The following is a 15,470-nucleotide window of genomic DNA, read 5'->3' as shown; positions in this document are numbered from 1 at the left end:
TTGAAAGGCATGGGGGAAGAAATTAAACGTATTTTACCTGATCGTTTCTTAGAGAGAAAAGCTGCTTTGATAGATCAAATCGCAAACCACCCAGAGGTCCTGCGGTTGAAAACTGAGTACCCGGAACTAGTAGACGTTAAGAGGGACCTAAGCAGCTTAGGGAATCACATCTCATGCTTTGATCATTGTCAATCTTGCCCTGGCTTAAATGGCTGTCAGAATGAATTTCCGGGGCATTTCAGTCATGAAGAAGTTAGCGAAAAACAGCAGATTCTTATTTTCAGATTGAGAAAGTGTTCTAAATTAGTTTCATTCGAAAAGCGCGAGTTGAATCAAAAAAGGATTAAGAGTCATAACATACCGGCTCATATTGTAAATACTACCTTTGAAGAAATTGAGCATGATCAACATAGGAGATTGGCTATTGCAGAGAGCATGAACTTTTGTTTAGGGTTCGATAAAAACAATACCTACAAAGGTCTGTACTTATACGGATCTATGGGGGTAGGTAAAAGCAGATTAGCAGGTGCGATTGCAAATGAACTAGCTGGAATGGGTGTCGATGTGCTCATGGTGTACGTTCCAGATTATCTCGGAGAGGTTAAAGACTCTATCTCGACAAATGATGTACAAGCCAAAGTAGACGCCTTGAAATCGGTGGATGTTTTGATCTTGGATGATATAGGCGCTGAGACTTTATCATCTTGGACAAGGGATGAAATAATGGGTCCTATTTTGCAAAGCCGAATGGAGACCAAGAGCACAATCTATACTTCAAATCTTAGTATGAAGGAATTATACAATCACTTTGTAAATGTAAGAGACTCTAAAGGTGCAAATGATCTTAGACAGCGTGAACTAAAGGCTATGCGTATTATGGATAGGATTGAACCATTTGTTAAGGTATTGCATGTTGGCGGCAGAAACCGCCGCAGGGAGGTTTAGAACTCATGAAAATAGTTGTAGATAGCTCATTACTTGCTGAGGCTCTATCTGATGCAGAGAAAGCAGTTTCAGGTAAACCAGTTATGGAAATCTTGTCAGGTTTACTGGTCCAAACCACGGATGATGGAATAAGCGTTAGTGGAGCAAGCGAGAGAGCCACAATCCAATCTTATATCCCTGATGAACAGGTTAAAATTGTTCGCGCTGGATCGGTTGTACTTCCTAAAATTGCCCTTGATCTTATTAGGAAAATGAACGGGGAGATTGAACTTGATGTCAGTAGAAATTTTGAAATAACGATTGTCAATAAAAGCGAGGAGATTGAAATTACTGGTTTTGATCCCGATGAATTTCCTCAACCCCCAGATGTGGATTGGGGAGAAACAACAGTCTTATCAGGAAAAGATTTGAAAGAATTTATTAAGAAAACTGTCTTCTCTGTAGCTACTGAGGCGAAAGTTCCTGAAATAACTGGTGTGAACATAACGCTATTAGAAAATCAAATTAAATTGATGGCTACAGATAGAAATAGAGTTGCTTCAATACAACGACCAATGGCAGTGAAAGACTACGGCAGCGCGATAGTAGAAGCTCGTGGACTTATAGAATTGGAAAAGATCATATTCGATAAAGATGAGGTTCAGTTCGGTTTTTCTAAATTGCAGTCAGGAGAAGTGTTCGTTGTTTTCATAAAGACAGATAGGTTCACATTTTATTCTCGGGTACTTGAAGGTCGTTATCCTGATGTAGAAAGAATGCTTTCAAAAGTAGTGGGATTATCATCTGTAAGGGTGAACAAAAAAGAGTTTTCCAAGTCACTCGATCTCATATACACACTAGCAAAAGAAGAAAAGATGAATCAAGTTAGATTGGCAGCATCAAAGACAGAGTTGACTATTAAGGGCAACGGAAAGGGGATGGGTAAGGCAAAAGGAGACGTACAACCCTTGACCTTTGAGGGAGAACCTTTCGCGGTATCCTTAAACGCAAAGTACATTATCGATCTGTTAAAGGCAATTGATTCAGATGTCATCTCAATTGAGTACACAGGAAAGATGACGTCGGTTATCTTTCGGGGAGATGATTCCGAAGGTAGTAGGTTTATCGTTCAGCCTTACCGAACTCAGACATAAGGAAGTCCAACTAGGCGGTAAAAACGATGCAACATATTAACACTTAAACCAATTAAACATATAGAAAAACTAATAGAAGGGTTGATGGAAATGAGTGAAAACGTCGTCTTGAATGGTCAGGATATTAAAAGATACCTAGATGAAATCGACAAAAGTGAGTTGTCCCGTATCATCTGGAAAATGGAACAATTGAAGTCTGCTGAAAACGATCCTAATCAATTGAAGTTGGATATCGTAGATAATCAACTGGTGACAAAACTTGAAGAAGGAGCATAGAGGATTTATTCCTCTTGCTCCACTATAAATAACTCTTCAATAGTAACACCTAAAGCTTTAGCGATGGAAAACAAATGATTTGCTTCATGTCGAGAATTTTTATCAAACCGACTTATAGTTCCTTGTGGTACACCGGATTTATTTGATAATTCCATTTGAGTAAGTCCCATATCTTTTAATAATGAAGTTAAATTGGGTTTAACCATAACCATACTATCACCTCGTGAATCGATTATACGATAACGAATATTTATTAGCAAGATCTATTGACTCGTTATGCGATATCGTATATTATTTAGTTACAAAGTAAATATCCGAAATGCGATAACGTATATTGATGAAGATTGGACTTCGTTTCATTTTGAAGAAGAGTAAGGAAATTTTTCCTCAGCGATGAAAGGAGCCATCGTTAATGAATAAGAATCTCGATCTATCGAAATTAGATGAACAACCACAAGAAATCAGAGAGGCAATCGCTTTCTATGCTGCTCACACAGTATTACAAATATACTTCACATCAGCTGAACGTGAACAGCATTATAGAACACTTGAACAAGCTGGTTATTAGAGCAAATCACATAATATCCGCAGCGTTATCGTATTAGCCAAGAACTAGAACCGAGACATAGGAGGTGAGAATGAGCAATGGCACATCAGACATTTTGGAAACCTGAAAAGCAAGTTAAAGAAAAGAAATCATACAACAGTTTACATCAGCAAAAGACAAAGGCTACGAAGGAAGTTCCAGAATGGAAGAAGGGTATCCTTGCTCATCACCAAAAAGGAAAAAGTTCAAAAGATCGTGGAGAGTTTAACGACGATGTACTTGCTGAAATAATCGCCGAATCAAGTGGCATTTGTCCTATATGTAAGAGTGCTCATTCAGATACTACGCATCACGTTATGCCGAGAGGTCGGAAGGGGCGCGGCGTCAAGACTAACGGATTAAGACTGTGTTGGCCTTGCCACGACGCCGTTCAAACTAACGAAGAGGCTTTACAATACTGGATATCTGTTTTTCGAGACAAATACGGTGATCACTTTTGGTTCGATGAAAAGGATTGGGAAGAATTCAACCACAAACAGAATATACAGCAGCAGAAAGATGGTGAGAAGCAAGAACGACAAAATAAGATTAAGCCAGTTGTGGATTTACTGACCGCAGCCGCAGGACGCAGCCTTAAAGCAAAGGAAATACACCTGTTACAGTCATTCCAGGACAAAGATATGGAAACATTCGCAACTATGATGGCAGACGCTCTAGGAGCTATACAGGAGCCAGTAGTTTATGGATATGGGGAACGTTTTGAAGATTAGGAGGATAAAGATGGGCAGAAAAGCGATGGATATATCTCGCATAAGAGACAGCCACCCTACACTAGGTACTAAAGAACAATGTGTAAAGGAACACCGGAAATTAGTTTTGAAGATAGCGAATCATTACGAATCTAGAACCTTCGGTGCTATAGATATTGAGGATCTAATTAGCGAAGGGAACTGTGCATTATTAATGGCTTATGATAGGTTCGACGAGAAATCAGGCTTGAAATTTTCAACATTTGCTTATCCCTACATTCAAGGGTTCATCATTAGATATTTGGAAAGTAAGGTAAATGCAATAAGGACGCCATCGCATAGTAAAGTACCACCTAAGCTAGTGTTGTCATTAGATAGTAAGATAAAAGGATCAGACAATGATGATTTAGATTTTTTTAATCTTGTACCTACAAAACAAGACCTAAGTTTCATTGAGATTGAGTAATTCATCAATACCTTGAAAGAAACTGAAAGAACTATAGTTAACATGACAATGGATGGATACAGCAATGGCGAAACAGCCGCAGCGCTAAAAATATGCAGAAATACGGTTTCCAACATAAAGTTTAGAATTAGGAAAAAGTATCTCTTATATGTATCCTAATAATTTATATAACAACGTGATACTTGTATTTGTAGAAAACTTGATCCTACGTGGAGACAGTAAGTTGAGAGAAGGTAACTCATGAAAGTCCAGAATATTTACATCGCTCTGAGAAGTAGGCGGAAAATATTTAGCAGTATTGCTAAATATATGTTGAGTATATATTGCCTGAACATTTTTATTAATTCCATGACCTAATAAAGTTTCATAAGTATTAAAAAAATCCGGTGATGTCACCGGACAAAAATAAATTTTGAAGCTATGAGATGACCCACGTATTTGGTTCATTAAAAGAGAAATATTGGAAAACAGGAGGGGGCGGAAAGGGACCGGGACCGGGAGTCGGAGTACTAGGAGGCCAAGTAAATGCTTGATATAGCATGTAAGGTAACGGTGGGTTTGGAGGATTTGGAGTACCGGCATCAAACACTTGCGCTATCCATATCAAATAAGGTGTAAATGGTCCCGTTATTGTTGGACCATAAATTATAGTTGACCATGTGTTTTTGTACGCTTTTATCAAAACTGCACCAGGAGGAACAGGTAAAGAACGGGATTTTGGATTGGTTAAATTTTGTATCCTCCCATGAGCAATGTCTACAGCTTGTTGCATTTGTGATTGGGCTTCAGCCGGAGGAAGGCTCTTGAGATTATTCCACCAATTGATTTGATCTTGATTTGGATAATTTGCTGGACCAAAAAAGTGCTCTGTTTGTTTTGGCGAAAAAAAGGACTCATTTGAGCCGATATTAGCATTCATCCTATCGCTCCTCTTCTACAATTTCTAAATGAACTATTTAGTGAAAGTATATGCTCATGATACTAGTCTCAATTTCTTTTATTACAAATAAATTTTGAGGGGGTTCTAAATAATGAAGTTAGGATGATTACTCGAAAGAATACGGAACTTTTGGTTAATTTTAATTTGTATATCAATTAGAGATGTGGAAGTTGCAAATTGTTCAATCTCACAAATGACTCGCTAAGTATGAGAGATAGTGTCTTATTAATTCGCCTAACAATGAAGGAGTGATCTAAAGTGACTGAAGAAAAACGCAAACCATGTACACGCTGTGGACTCGATTATGGCTTCATAACGGATTGTAGGGAAGATGGTATAGAGTATGAATTCTGCCATAATTGCGGCATTCCTGTTGAGGAAGGTGAAGGAGCATGACACCAGAACGGATAGAAGAGAAGAAGCTTAAAAAGGGTGATCGTGTCGTAATGCACACTTGCATTGAATCCGAGGAAGAACCAGGAAAGATATGGACGTGCAAGACAGATCAGTTTACGCGAGGGAAGGGAGTATTTGCACAGGATTCTGTATTCCTCGAAGGGTACAGTGGATCATTCGCACCTGAATTTCTGCAAAAGGTCGCTTTACATTCCGAGGATGAACGTGTACTGGCTGCTCTAGAAGAGTCACAACAACAGGTCAAGGATCTAAAAGAAGATAAACGAAGGATATTCGCGGTACACGATGAACAATACGCAAGATCATCGGAATACTACAACGAACTGATATTTGTTAAAGGAAAGCTGGCAGAGGCACAACTCCTGATTAATGAGTATAGGATCGCCATAGGTAACTGCTACTCTCTTATGTCCAGACGCCGGAAAGAGGTATGGGAGTTAAAGCAGACCGTGAAACGGCAAGGATCAGCACTCGGAGACTGTGAGGATTACCTTAAGATACAGCATCAGGATCTGATTGAGGCACAGCAGACCATAGCCCGGCAAGGCGAGATCATTCACATGATTGACCGTGACCTTACAAAGCTAAGGCTGGCTCTTATAGCCATTGCGAGCATGGACGTTATAGGCAGCTCCGCAATAAGTATGAAGTCCATTGCACAAGAAGCGTTGCGGGAAGGAGCTAAGGAGTCATGACACAGGTAAAGGATAAGAGAAACATTTGCCCCCGAGAGAGGGCAGAGGCGGCATATATCACGATGCAGGGGGCACGAGATGATAACAGCTAAGAGTTATTTTAGTGGTGCTGGTGGAATGGACTTGGGAATGATCGAAGCCGGGATAGAAATAATTGAATCCTTTGAAATTGATAAAACGGCTTGCGACACACTTAGAAATAACTTCAATCATGTTGTAAATGAGAGCGATATAACAAAGGTTACAGTCTTAGATCAGCAGGATGCAGACGTTTATATAGGGACATTCCCATGCACAAAATACAGCACCATTGCTGACATTCACGGAACAAGAACAGGAGACGATTTATTTTTACACTTTTTCAGACATGTGGCTTTAGCCCAGCCGGAAGTATATATAGTTGAGAATGTTCCTGGTATGAAGAAGTTTCAAGTTGTAATGGAGTGTCTCACTAAATTGCCTAACTATTATGTACGTGTTGAATGCCCGGTTAACGCAAATATGTGGTTGCCACAAGAGAGAAAAAGGCTGGTTGTAATCGGTACGAAGAAACCCTTTGATTCACTACCTTACCCTGATGATAAACCAGTGAAGATGAAAGACATTATTGATATCGGCATAGAAGTTTACACTCCCGATTACGTTCAAAAACGCTTAAACGGCGAATATAGAGACTTGCCAATCATAACGAATTTGGATGGTAAAGCTCCTACGTGTGTAGCGCACTATGCAAAGGATAGGTCAACAAGGCTTGTTAATGACGGAGTATCTATCAGACCGTATTCAGTCCGTGAATATGCTAGACTACAAGGCTTCCCTGATTGGTTCGAATTTGCAGGAACTGAAAATGACGCTTACAGGCAAATCGGTAACGCTGTTGCTGTACCAATGGGTAGGTGGGCTGGAGAAGCTATTCAGAAATACTTTGCATCATAAATTCATAGCTAATTGATTGGCCGACAGGCCACCGTAACGACCGCAATACTTAGCGACAGCGGAGGCCGCAGGGCAGGATGAACTTATAAGGGGGCTGAGACACACATGTTTGGACTACGGCTAGAGGATGGTACCAAAATATGCGGCCTGTACTATAAACCGAATTTGGAAGATGTGATCCTGATAGATGCTCAAAACAAGTGGTTCAAGGTCACACAGATAGCTGGTCGGATTGCATACTGCATGCGATGGTTTGATGAACGGATAATTTAGGGGGCTGAGACCCCAATCAAAGGAGACGATACACGATGGGCAGAGAGATTAAATACAAGGCATGGTTGCCGACAATCAAAAAGATGACTTATGGTCATACACTGGAACAATGGTTGCTGGACTTCCCGCACTTGGAAGATTTTTCGGAGGACACAGTTTGGCTGCAATACACCGGATTAAAGGACAAGAACGGCGTGGAGATATATGAAGGAGATATTACGCAATGGAATAAAGGCGTAGAAGTCAATTCGGTCGTAGAGTTTGCGGATGGGATGTTTTGGGCTGGTGAGTCTCCAGTGAAAGATAGCCTCGATGAAGTGGTAATCGGCAACATCTACGAGAATCCAGAACTAATAGAGGTATAAGGGGGAAAAGAGGATATGAGCGCGGTACCGATTACTTTCGAGGAATGCTTAGCTCCTCCGTCAAAGGGTAGCAAGGCTGTCATTACTAATCGAGGTATGACTTTCGAGTGTGCTAGATGTGGTGTGATGATGCCGAAGTTATTCAAAAAGGATTTCCGCAAGGCAAAAGGGACTGTACATCAAGCATGCGAATGTGGCTGCGATAACTGCATCATTCAAGGCGCTGGCTGGGCGTGGTATGACTACGAAGCTTTTAAGGAAAGAGAACGGAAATTCGCGCAGTATCAAAAGCAGCAGTATGGTGACTCCTAGGCCGAAGGCAATCGAATAGCGAACGAATAATCCCAGTGATAACGGGGCCGGAGAGGATTTATCCCTTCTGCTCCCCATAAAGATAGGAACAAGACACTTTGATAAACTGAAAGCGAGGTAAACATAAATGAGCAACAAACTTAAACGTAAAAGAGCAGTAATTCAGATCATGGAAGAAAAAGAAGGCATCGTAACAAAACTAATTATTGGTGGAAAAACATACGTACTGCAAGAATAACAACCCTCCCCAATTGATTGTAGTAAGAAGAGGGCTGAGCGCAAAAATTAGGATGTGGTATAAAGGTCCTTATTTATTAACCTAGCCATTTCTTTATCCTGCTCAATAATTCTTGGATCATCGTCATCAAGAACATTTGAAAAATTATCTTCACCGATTTCGATGAATTTCAAAAGGTTTTTAAAATCAGCCTTCTTACCAAAACGAATGAATCTTTCATATTCAAGAGTGAACTGAACATAAACTGCGTCATCAAATCTCCCTTGAGATTTAAACATCAATTCTTCTAGTCGTCTTTGTAAATCATTACTGGCTGATACGTAGATGATATTGCGATCCTTATTTTTTAGAATTAATACTCCAGAATCGGCTGGGATTTTCGTTCCGCGTTCACTTAGTGAAATAAGTTCAGTCCACTTAAAATCTTCAATTTTTTCATATAGCTGTTCAAGTATCAGTCGGAACTCGCTTTTAGATATGAAATTCATTAAAAAACTCCTCCTTGAAATTATTAGTATCTAACTTGATTATTCCATACAAATATTCACAAATCCTCTTATAAAGGAGAAAACTTTATGTTAATAAATAAACAGATTGAACAGAATGACGCTTTCATATTGCAACAACATATAGAAACCCTCGTGGATCTGAACACATATATTATTGATTCACAAAAGCCAGCCCAATATCTAATAGATGATTATGACCTAATCGACAAAGATCCTGAAGAATTCCGACGCCGTGGTATGGTGGCTTACGGCATAACAGAAGACCAATTATCCGTAGTAAAGACGTATGAAATCCACTCTATACTGACAGTAAATATTTAAGACAGCCGTAGAGAGGAGAATTACCTATGATTGAACTATTACCTGCAATAGACAGTGACTTTAATCCTAAAAATGATGTTGAATTGATATCCCAAGTGTATCAGGTGCAGTTTTTCGAAAATGCAGATCAAGAAGATATTCGAAAAACCATTTGGTTGCTGAACAGTTACCGGACAATAAAAGGATTAGTGGATAGTTATGAATTTGTACTTAAGCAGCCGCAGGAGAATGGACTAAACGATTTTGATATGGCTGGAATAGAAGGGGCAGTAAAGCGACTAGGCTCAAGTGATTCGATTTCAAATCTGCCAGCCAATGTGCTCATAGCTAAAGAAACACGTCATCTTAACTACGTGCTGTATAAACGAATTACAGAGGCTGTGATGCACGCAGCAAATAACATCATAGATCCTCATGAGTTCAAAATCGTTGAATTACTGTTCACCGGTGAAAGGAAATTCAGATACAAAGACGCCGTAGAGTATATGAGACATGAAAGAAAAAAAGGGATTTATAGCATAGAGGCTACTACGTTCGCGGAAAAGCGCCGGAAGGTGATTGCTTCATTAGCTAACACGTTATTGTTTAATGGTACGCTGGATTATGTAACAATAGATTACGGGCGGGGCCGGAACAAAGAAGGTGAAATCGGATTAAGACAACTCAACAACCGCGAAGGGTAGATACCTGGAGCGGTTTTTTTCTATACCCCTGTACAAATTAAACATGGTGTGTAAATATTATCCAAGGTAACCTTAACGTAAAAAAATATAAAACAGAAACGAGGATTTTTATGACCCCCGAACAATTATTAGAAGTGTTTACTCAATATCATGAACTCACAGAACCAAATGGATGGACTTTGTTTTCCCAAAACTTAACAACTTTCGCCCCCCTTATAACTTTGGTATCTATTATAATCGTCTTTGTAAATGTTAATAGAACTCAAAAGAAAAATATGGAGAACGATATAGAAAAATTTAAACGCGATTTAGGTCTAAAATCAGCAGATGAAATGATAGAAGCAATCACTTCAGTAAAAGTTAGCTACTATGACATAGTAGGTTTAAAGCAGGTTTGGAACATATTTTTAGATGGCAAGACAGACCTTGGGTCAATTAAAGCACATATTGAGAAATGTATGGGTCAGTATGAAACAACATCAATGATAGCTATACAGTATCGAAAAAGAGAAATTGTTTTAAGTGAATTTGACCAGCAAATTGAGTTTGTTTATGAAATGGGAACACAAATGAGTATTGATCTAACCGAGGTGCTTGGTTATCTCACAGATAAACCGGGACATACAGATTTACATATAACGAAAGTGATCGATCGAATAGATGAAAATGCTATGAAGATGACTCTGCATTTAAATAATTTACTAAAAGATATTCAAAATAAATTCCTTAGCAAGATTTATGGGGAAGAGCTAAACTAAGAAAATATGGAAGCACCCCTTTATGTTATGGTCAAAGGGATGTTTTTGTTTTTTTAAAAGTATATCCTCAATTTCCGTAGCGTATCAGCAATAACCCCCAAATATAATAAAGATACCGAGGCGTGAGCTTCCGTACTACTCCATATCTGGTTGCGGTAAACTGTGACGGGACATCACACCGCAGCTCATACCCGAACACCTCATGGGCAACCGTGATCTCAGCGGCTAAAGATATGGATCGAGAGCATGAGCCCAACCGCGTAAGTAAGAGATGGGTGATTTTAGAAGGATATGTTAAATAAAGTGTCGAATCTCCTGAAAGAACAATTTTAGGGGGATAAAAAATGACGGAAGAAACAGAGGAAAAGAAAAAGAAAAGCGATAGGGTTTCATTCTGGCCGATGATTGTATTTGTGATACTTGTACTCGCATTATGGATCGGTAATATGTATGGGGGATTATATGGATTTAAAACAGATGAGAATGTTGGTGTTTTGGGAGATAGAGGTACATTCGGAGATATGTTTGGCGCAGTGAACGCCCTGTTCTCGGGGCTTGCATTTGCCGGACTCATTTTTACAATAATCCTTCAACGAAAAGACTTGAAACTTCAATTTAGTGAATTATCCAGACAGGCAGACGAAACAAAACGAACTGCAGATCAATTTGAAAAGCAACAACAGTTAACCAGTTATCAATTGATACAAAGCACAGTTAACAATCTCATAAATGTGAAAAATTCACATTTAGATAAACTTAAATTTGAAGTGAGCAATGGAGGATATAAGGATATTTTTCATGGTTCAGATGCGATTGATATGATATTTCATTATCACAGAGGTGCACCTAGTTACATTAAGAAACTATTAAGTGTTCAGGTAATGAGACAATATTTCAGGACGTTTTTTTACATTCTTCAATTTATCAATGATTCAAGTATCGATGAATTACAAAAGAAGACACTAATAGACACTCTAAACCTCCAAACTTTAGACTCGGAGCTAAACGTTATTTATAGTTTTTACGAAAATAGTCAACATGAACTTGCCTTATTGAAAAGATATGGTTTTTACGATAGACATGTTTCACCGTCAGAATAAGAAAATGGACCGTCCAGTTTGTGGGGACGGTTTTTTGTTGCCAGAAAGGGGAAAGAATATGAAATTTGTCCAGCCGATTCGAGACCCAGTGAAACTATCGGAAATCAAAAGTTACTTACGCAACCAGAATCACAGAAACTACATTTTATTTCAAATTGGAATAAATACTGGCTTTCGTATCTCTGATATCCTGCCTTTAAAGGTATTGGATGTCAAGGGAACACATATCACGATCCAGGAGCAGAAGACCAGAAAAGAAAAGAAGGTTCTGATCCGTAAGTCACTCCGAAAAGATTTAGATGAATATATATCCAACAAAAGGGATGAAGAACTTTTATTCCCCAGTAGAAACCGAAAAGGGAGCAGAAAACCACATCCAATATCCCGTAATATGGCTTATAAAATCATCAGAAATGCGGCCGCTGAGTTCGGGTTGTCCGAGATCGGAACGCATAGCATGAGGAAAACCTTTGGGCACAATTTTTACATGAAAAAACGGGACATAGTGTTACTAATGGAATTGTTCAATCACGAAGAGGAAAAGGTGACTTTACGCTATATCGGCATACTTCAAGACACCCTAGACGATGCTTTAGAAGATGTTGAACTGTGATGAGTTCACTTTAATCGGGTAACGATGAACTCAAACGGGGGGAAAAGAAACAAAATCAATAGTAGCAAAGAAAATCCGTACTTTACGAATTACACACAATATATACTGTAGTGAATTCAAATACCAATTATTAGTAGAATACAGCAACCAAACCAAGCCTCGAAGATATCGAAGGTTTATTTTCATTAGTAACGTTTGACCAATTTAGACCTTTAATGTGAATTCCAACTCAAATACGTAGTAGAGCCGAGGTGAATAAAGGTGACAAGAGAAAAAAGTCCGAATCGTGAGAAAGCGTTGAAAATATGGTTGAAGAGTGGAAGAGAGAAGAAATTAAGTGAAATTGCAGCTGAACTCGGACTCAATCCTTCGATGGTTCGCAAGTGGAAAAGCGTAGATAAATGGGCTGATATACCGGAAACAGGAAGACCACGAGGAGCTAAGAAAGGTAATCAGAATGCTAAAGGAAATAAGGGAGGTAAGGGTGGCCCCCCCGGCAATGACAAGGCTGTTACACACGGAATGTTTAGGAAGTTTGAACCGCAAGATGCCGAATATCTCGAAATCTTGGATATGGCTCAGCAGATGGACCCTATCGACATGATTTGGTACAACATAACGAAAGGATTCCAAAAGATCGTTTGGGCTCAACGTATCTTTTTTGTTCAGGATAAAGACGATAAGACAAAAGAGCTTAAAAAATCTAAGTTGGCTACTTCTGACAAGATGGATGTTGAAGAAACTGAATGGGAGATTCAATTCGCTTGGGATAAGCATGCCGCAGCAATGAAGGCCGAGGCAGTTATCATGCGTGAAATACGCGGAGCAATCAAACAGTTTCTTGCAATTGCTCCCGAGAACGATGAACGGCGTCTGAAGCTTGAACAGATGCAAGCAGATGTCGAGAAAACAAAGATGCAGATTGAAGAATTGAAAAACGGAGAAAACGACAAGCCAACTGAGATCAATGTAAAGAGGTGGTCCAATGTCACTCGCCCTTGATCTAGACCCCTTTGATGGCTGGGCTCCTCACGCCAAGCAAATAGAAGTTATGGAAAGTCAAGTTCGCAACAATGTATTAAACTGCGGACGGCGCGGAGGTAAGACCAACGTAGGAGCGCGGAAATTCTTCGATAACATTCTTGATGATATAGAGCGTGGCAAAGGCATGCCTTATAAGCCACCGAAGAACCTCAAAAAAATGAAGAAGCCCAAGCCTAAGCTGGAATATTGGTGTGTATCTCCGACCTACGCAATGTCTGAAATCCAACAGGAAGAACTATCTGATGATCTTCCCGAAGAAATGATTGAATCGTGGGACCTATCCAAGAACCGAGTCTGGTTAAAGGGATGGGTCCTTATTCAGTTTAAGTCAGCTGACAATCCTAAATCACTGGTTGGTAAGGGTTTAGACGGTGTATGGCTAGATGAGGCAAGTAAAATGAAAGCTGAAACTTGGACGGGTTATCTGTCATATGCATTAGCTGATAAAGGTGGCTGGAGCGTATGGACTACAACTCCAGAGGGGATCAACTGGTTTGCTGAGGATATTGTTTTAAGAGGTCAATTTATCGATGCAGGGTTAGAAGAGGAACAGTATCTGAATGATCCAGAGTGGCGTAATTTCTATTGGACTTCACTTGATAACCCTATACCCGAGCTGCAACGAAACATTCAGCGGATGATTGAGACTTACCCTGAACGATATGTAGATCGAGAAATCAGAGCGAAGTTCAACGTATTCCATGGACAGGTGTATGATGAATTTAAACGTACCACCCACGTTGTTGATATGCGTTGTCTTGATCAAAGCATTCAACTTTACGAAGTGACTTATCCAGATGGTAGCACAAAAGATATAACCTTTAGTAGATTTATCGGAGGAATGGACCACGGATGGAATGATCCAGCTGTTTTGCTTGCTATAGGCTGTATAGGCGAGGACTATTACATTGTTGAGGAGGCTTATGCTCAACATGTCAATGTACTTGTAGTAGGGAATGATGGCGTATTAGAAGATTGTCTTGTTAAACGTTACAAGGAGATGGATGATAGATATCACTTTGATGAAATATGGGCTGACCCATCAGAACCGGAATACATCAGCACATATCGAAATTATGATCTTCCTGTTAAGGAGGCTAACAACACAATAGGCCCAGGTATTCGAGAGGTATCCACTCTCTATAAGGTCAAGACTGGTACAGGAAGACCAAACATTTATGTTAACCGCGAGTGCAAGAATGAAATCAAGGAAACTGAAAACTATAAATGGAAAGAGAAGGCAGGGCAACATACTGAGGAACCAGAGGATAAGAATAACCATACTCAGGATTCTAAACGATATGCAATTTATAATGATCGAGAAACTATCTCTGAGTTCACTTTTGGAACATTATCAACATAAAAGGGTGCATACAATAGATTTGGAAAATAGTAGAATATAGGTAGTTCTATATTAATTATGATCAGAATGATAAGTGGAGGGTTTATTATGGGGTCTTCTTGGACTTGTCCGTTTTGTAACAGGATTACAACTATTACTGAATATGATAAGAAAACTGGAGGGATCGATCTTAATTTAAAGAATAAGTACGGTCCCAAAAAGGCGATATTTTTGTTTGTTGTATGCCCGAATCCAGATTGCAAAGAGTATGTGTTGACGGCATCGTTATTTAACGGTGAACATGAGAATGGATTGATAGCACGAAAAGAGCATGTAAATACATGGAACTTAGTTCCGGGATCACAAGCTAAAGTGTTTCCAGAATATGTCCCAAGTGTAATTATCGATGATTATAGAGAGGCTTGTTTAATAAAAGAATTAAGTCCAAAAGCCTCTGCTACCTTATCAAGAAGATGCATACAAGGGATAATTAGAGATCATTGGGGCATTAAGAAAAACCGTCTTATAGATGAAATTGAAGCAATTAAAGGTAAAGTAGACCCATTAACTTGGGATGCGATAGATGCTGTTAGAAAGATAGGTAATATAGGTGCGCACATGGAAAAGGACATCAATGTAATAATTGATGTTGAACCTGACGAAGCAGCTCTCTTGGTGGAACTAATCGAGGTGTTAATCTACGATTGGTATATAACAAGTTATGAACGGAAACAAAGATTTCAAAATATAGTGGGAATTAGCGATTCAAAGACTCGACAAAAAAGAATGAATCAAGATCAGTAGATCA

23 protein-coding genes are annotated in these 15,470 nt (G+C 39.3%); 20 read left to right on the top strand and 3 right to left on the bottom strand.

All coding sequences use genetic code 11. The features are described from left to right. Positions 1 to 9: 9 nt before the first annotated feature. From dnaI to MKZ09_RS25525, 3 genes are all read left to right on the top strand, one after another. Entirely contained in the window at positions 10 to 945 is a 936-nt protein-coding gene (gene dnaI / locus MKZ09_RS25535) for a primosomal protein DnaI (protein ID WP_256719262.1), read from the top strand. A 5-nt stretch (positions 946 to 950) separates the two neighbouring features. Then, positions 951 to 2,078, top strand: a complete 1,128-nt coding sequence (gene dnaN, locus MKZ09_RS25530; RefSeq protein WP_076207097.1) for a DNA polymerase III subunit beta — start codon at positions 951 to 953, stop codon at positions 2,076 to 2,078. 90 nt (positions 2,079 to 2,168) lie between these two features. Then, a complete protein-coding gene (locus MKZ09_RS25525) occupies positions 2,169 to 2,354 on the top strand; it encodes a hypothetical protein (protein WP_076207095.1) in 186 nt (61 codons plus the stop codon). Positions 2,355 to 2,359: 5 nt separating this feature from the next. Here MKZ09_RS25525 and MKZ09_RS25520 read toward each other — a convergent pair whose 3' ends face one another. Then, the gene (locus tag MKZ09_RS25520) at positions 2,360 to 2,566 is read right to left on the bottom strand and encodes a helix-turn-helix domain-containing protein (RefSeq protein WP_076207093.1); all 207 of its coding nucleotides are present in this window, start codon (positions 2,564 to 2,566) and stop codon (positions 2,360 to 2,362) included. A gap of 200 nt (positions 2,567 to 2,766) precedes the next feature. Between MKZ09_RS25520 and MKZ09_RS25515 the strand changes: the two genes are divergently transcribed. From MKZ09_RS25515 to MKZ09_RS34540, 4 genes are all read left to right on the top strand, one after another. After that, entirely contained in the window at positions 2,767 to 2,922 is a 156-nt protein-coding gene (locus MKZ09_RS25515; protein ID WP_179089611.1) for a hypothetical protein, read from the top strand. Positions 2,923 to 2,999: 77 nt separating this feature from the next. Continuing rightward, complete coding sequence (locus MKZ09_RS25510) at positions 3,000 to 3,671, top strand: HNH endonuclease (RefSeq protein WP_076207091.1); 672 nt, start codon at positions 3,000 to 3,002, stop codon at positions 3,669 to 3,671. Between the two features lie 10 nt (positions 3,672 to 3,681). Further along, positions 3,682 to 4,116 carry a sigma-70 family RNA polymerase sigma factor gene (locus tag MKZ09_RS25505; protein ID WP_341041451.1) on the top strand — a complete coding sequence of 145 codons (435 nt, stop codon included), beginning with the start codon at positions 3,682 to 3,684 and terminating at the stop codon, positions 4,114 to 4,116. 12 nt (positions 4,117 to 4,128) lie between these two features. After that, on the top strand, positions 4,129 to 4,275 hold the full coding sequence (locus tag MKZ09_RS34540) for a LuxR C-terminal-related transcriptional regulator (RefSeq protein WP_370511196.1): 147 nt from the start codon (positions 4,129 to 4,131) through the stop codon (positions 4,273 to 4,275). 259 nt (positions 4,276 to 4,534) lie between these two features. Here the strand turns inward: MKZ09_RS34540 and MKZ09_RS25500 are convergent, their stop codons facing one another. Then, positions 4,535 to 5,035, bottom strand: a complete 501-nt coding sequence (locus MKZ09_RS25500) for a hypothetical protein (protein WP_076189970.1) — start codon at positions 5,033 to 5,035, stop codon at positions 4,535 to 4,537. 279 nt (positions 5,036 to 5,314) lie between these two features. On the opposite strand from MKZ09_RS25500, the gene MKZ09_RS25495 reads away from it, so the two are divergent. The 5 genes from MKZ09_RS25495 (at position 5,315) to MKZ09_RS25475 (ending at position 8,054) form a co-directional block, all read left to right on the top strand. Beyond that, the gene (locus MKZ09_RS25495; protein ID WP_179089656.1) at positions 5,315 to 5,452 is read left to right on the top strand and encodes a hypothetical protein; all 138 of its coding nucleotides are present in this window, start codon (positions 5,315 to 5,317) and stop codon (positions 5,450 to 5,452) included. Continuing rightward, complete coding sequence (locus MKZ09_RS25490) at positions 5,449 to 6,168, top strand: hypothetical protein (protein ID WP_076208580.1); 720 nt, start codon at positions 5,449 to 5,451, stop codon at positions 6,166 to 6,168. The genes MKZ09_RS25495 and MKZ09_RS25490 overlap by 4 nt, the downstream gene beginning before the upstream one ends. Before the next feature lie 78 nt (positions 6,169 to 6,246). Beyond that, on the top strand, positions 6,247 to 7,104 hold the full coding sequence (locus MKZ09_RS25485; protein ID WP_076208579.1) for a DNA cytosine methyltransferase: 858 nt from the start codon (positions 6,247 to 6,249) through the stop codon (positions 7,102 to 7,104). A 308-nt stretch (positions 7,105 to 7,412) separates the two neighbouring features. After that, the gene (locus MKZ09_RS25480) at positions 7,413 to 7,742 is read left to right on the top strand and encodes a YopX family protein (RefSeq protein ID WP_076208578.1); all 330 of its coding nucleotides are present in this window, start codon (positions 7,413 to 7,415) and stop codon (positions 7,740 to 7,742) included. 15 nt (positions 7,743 to 7,757) lie between these two features. Then, positions 7,758 to 8,054, top strand: a complete 297-nt coding sequence (locus MKZ09_RS25475; RefSeq protein WP_076208577.1) for a hypothetical protein — start codon at positions 7,758 to 7,760, stop codon at positions 8,052 to 8,054. Positions 8,055 to 8,339: 285 nt separating this feature from the next. Here MKZ09_RS25475 and MKZ09_RS25470 read toward each other — a convergent pair whose 3' ends face one another. Next, positions 8,340 to 8,780, bottom strand: a complete 441-nt coding sequence (locus tag MKZ09_RS25470; protein WP_076208576.1) for a hypothetical protein — start codon at positions 8,778 to 8,780, stop codon at positions 8,340 to 8,342. Positions 8,781 to 8,867: 87 nt separating this feature from the next. Here MKZ09_RS25470 and MKZ09_RS25465 point away from each other — a divergent pair, with 87 nt between their 5' ends. The 8 genes from MKZ09_RS25465 to MKZ09_RS25430 all read left to right on the top strand — a co-directional run bounded on the left by MKZ09_RS25465 (position 8,868) and on the right by MKZ09_RS25430 (position 15,466). Beyond that, positions 8,868 to 9,122 (top strand): hypothetical protein, encoded by a 255-nt coding sequence (locus MKZ09_RS25465; protein WP_076208575.1) that lies wholly within the window; start codon positions 8,868 to 8,870, stop codon positions 9,120 to 9,122. Positions 9,123 to 9,148: 26 nt separating this feature from the next. Further along, entirely contained in the window at positions 9,149 to 9,805 is a 657-nt protein-coding gene (locus MKZ09_RS25460) for a hypothetical protein (protein WP_081394448.1), read from the top strand. Positions 9,806 to 9,915: 110 nt separating this feature from the next. Beyond that, positions 9,916 to 10,563 (top strand): hypothetical protein, encoded by a 648-nt coding sequence (locus MKZ09_RS25455; protein WP_076208574.1) that lies wholly within the window; start codon positions 9,916 to 9,918, stop codon positions 10,561 to 10,563. A gap of 344 nt (positions 10,564 to 10,907) precedes the next feature. Next, positions 10,908 to 11,663, top strand: a complete 756-nt coding sequence (locus MKZ09_RS25450; RefSeq protein ID WP_076208573.1) for a hypothetical protein — start codon at positions 10,908 to 10,910, stop codon at positions 11,661 to 11,663. Between the two features lie 58 nt (positions 11,664 to 11,721). Beyond that, on the top strand, positions 11,722 to 12,276 hold the full coding sequence (locus tag MKZ09_RS25445; protein ID WP_076208572.1) for a tyrosine-type recombinase/integrase: 555 nt from the start codon (positions 11,722 to 11,724) through the stop codon (positions 12,274 to 12,276). Positions 12,277 to 12,537: 261 nt separating this feature from the next. Continuing rightward, on the top strand, positions 12,538 to 13,278 hold the full coding sequence (gene terS, locus MKZ09_RS25440) for a phage terminase small subunit (RefSeq protein ID WP_076208571.1): 741 nt from the start codon (positions 12,538 to 12,540) through the stop codon (positions 13,276 to 13,278). After that, a complete protein-coding gene (locus tag MKZ09_RS25435; protein WP_076208570.1) occupies positions 13,262 to 14,683 on the top strand; it encodes a terminase large subunit domain-containing protein in 1,422 nt (473 codons plus the stop codon). The genes terS and MKZ09_RS25435 overlap by 17 nt, the downstream gene beginning before the upstream one ends. Positions 14,684 to 14,770: 87 nt before the next feature. After that, on the top strand, positions 14,771 to 15,466 hold the full coding sequence (locus MKZ09_RS25430) for a DUF4145 domain-containing protein (protein ID WP_076208569.1): 696 nt from the start codon (positions 14,771 to 14,773) through the stop codon (positions 15,464 to 15,466). Positions 15,467 to 15,470: the final 4 nt, after the last annotated feature.

This window comes from Paenibacillus sp. FSL R5-0908 (assembly GCF_038006245.1).
In the GTDB taxonomy this organism is placed as follows: Bacteria; Bacillota; Bacilli; order Paenibacillales; family Paenibacillaceae; genus Paenibacillus_AQ; species Paenibacillus_AQ odorifer.
The sequence above is the reverse complement of the archived record's forward strand: the minus strand, read 5'-3'. Positions and strand labels throughout refer to the sequence as shown.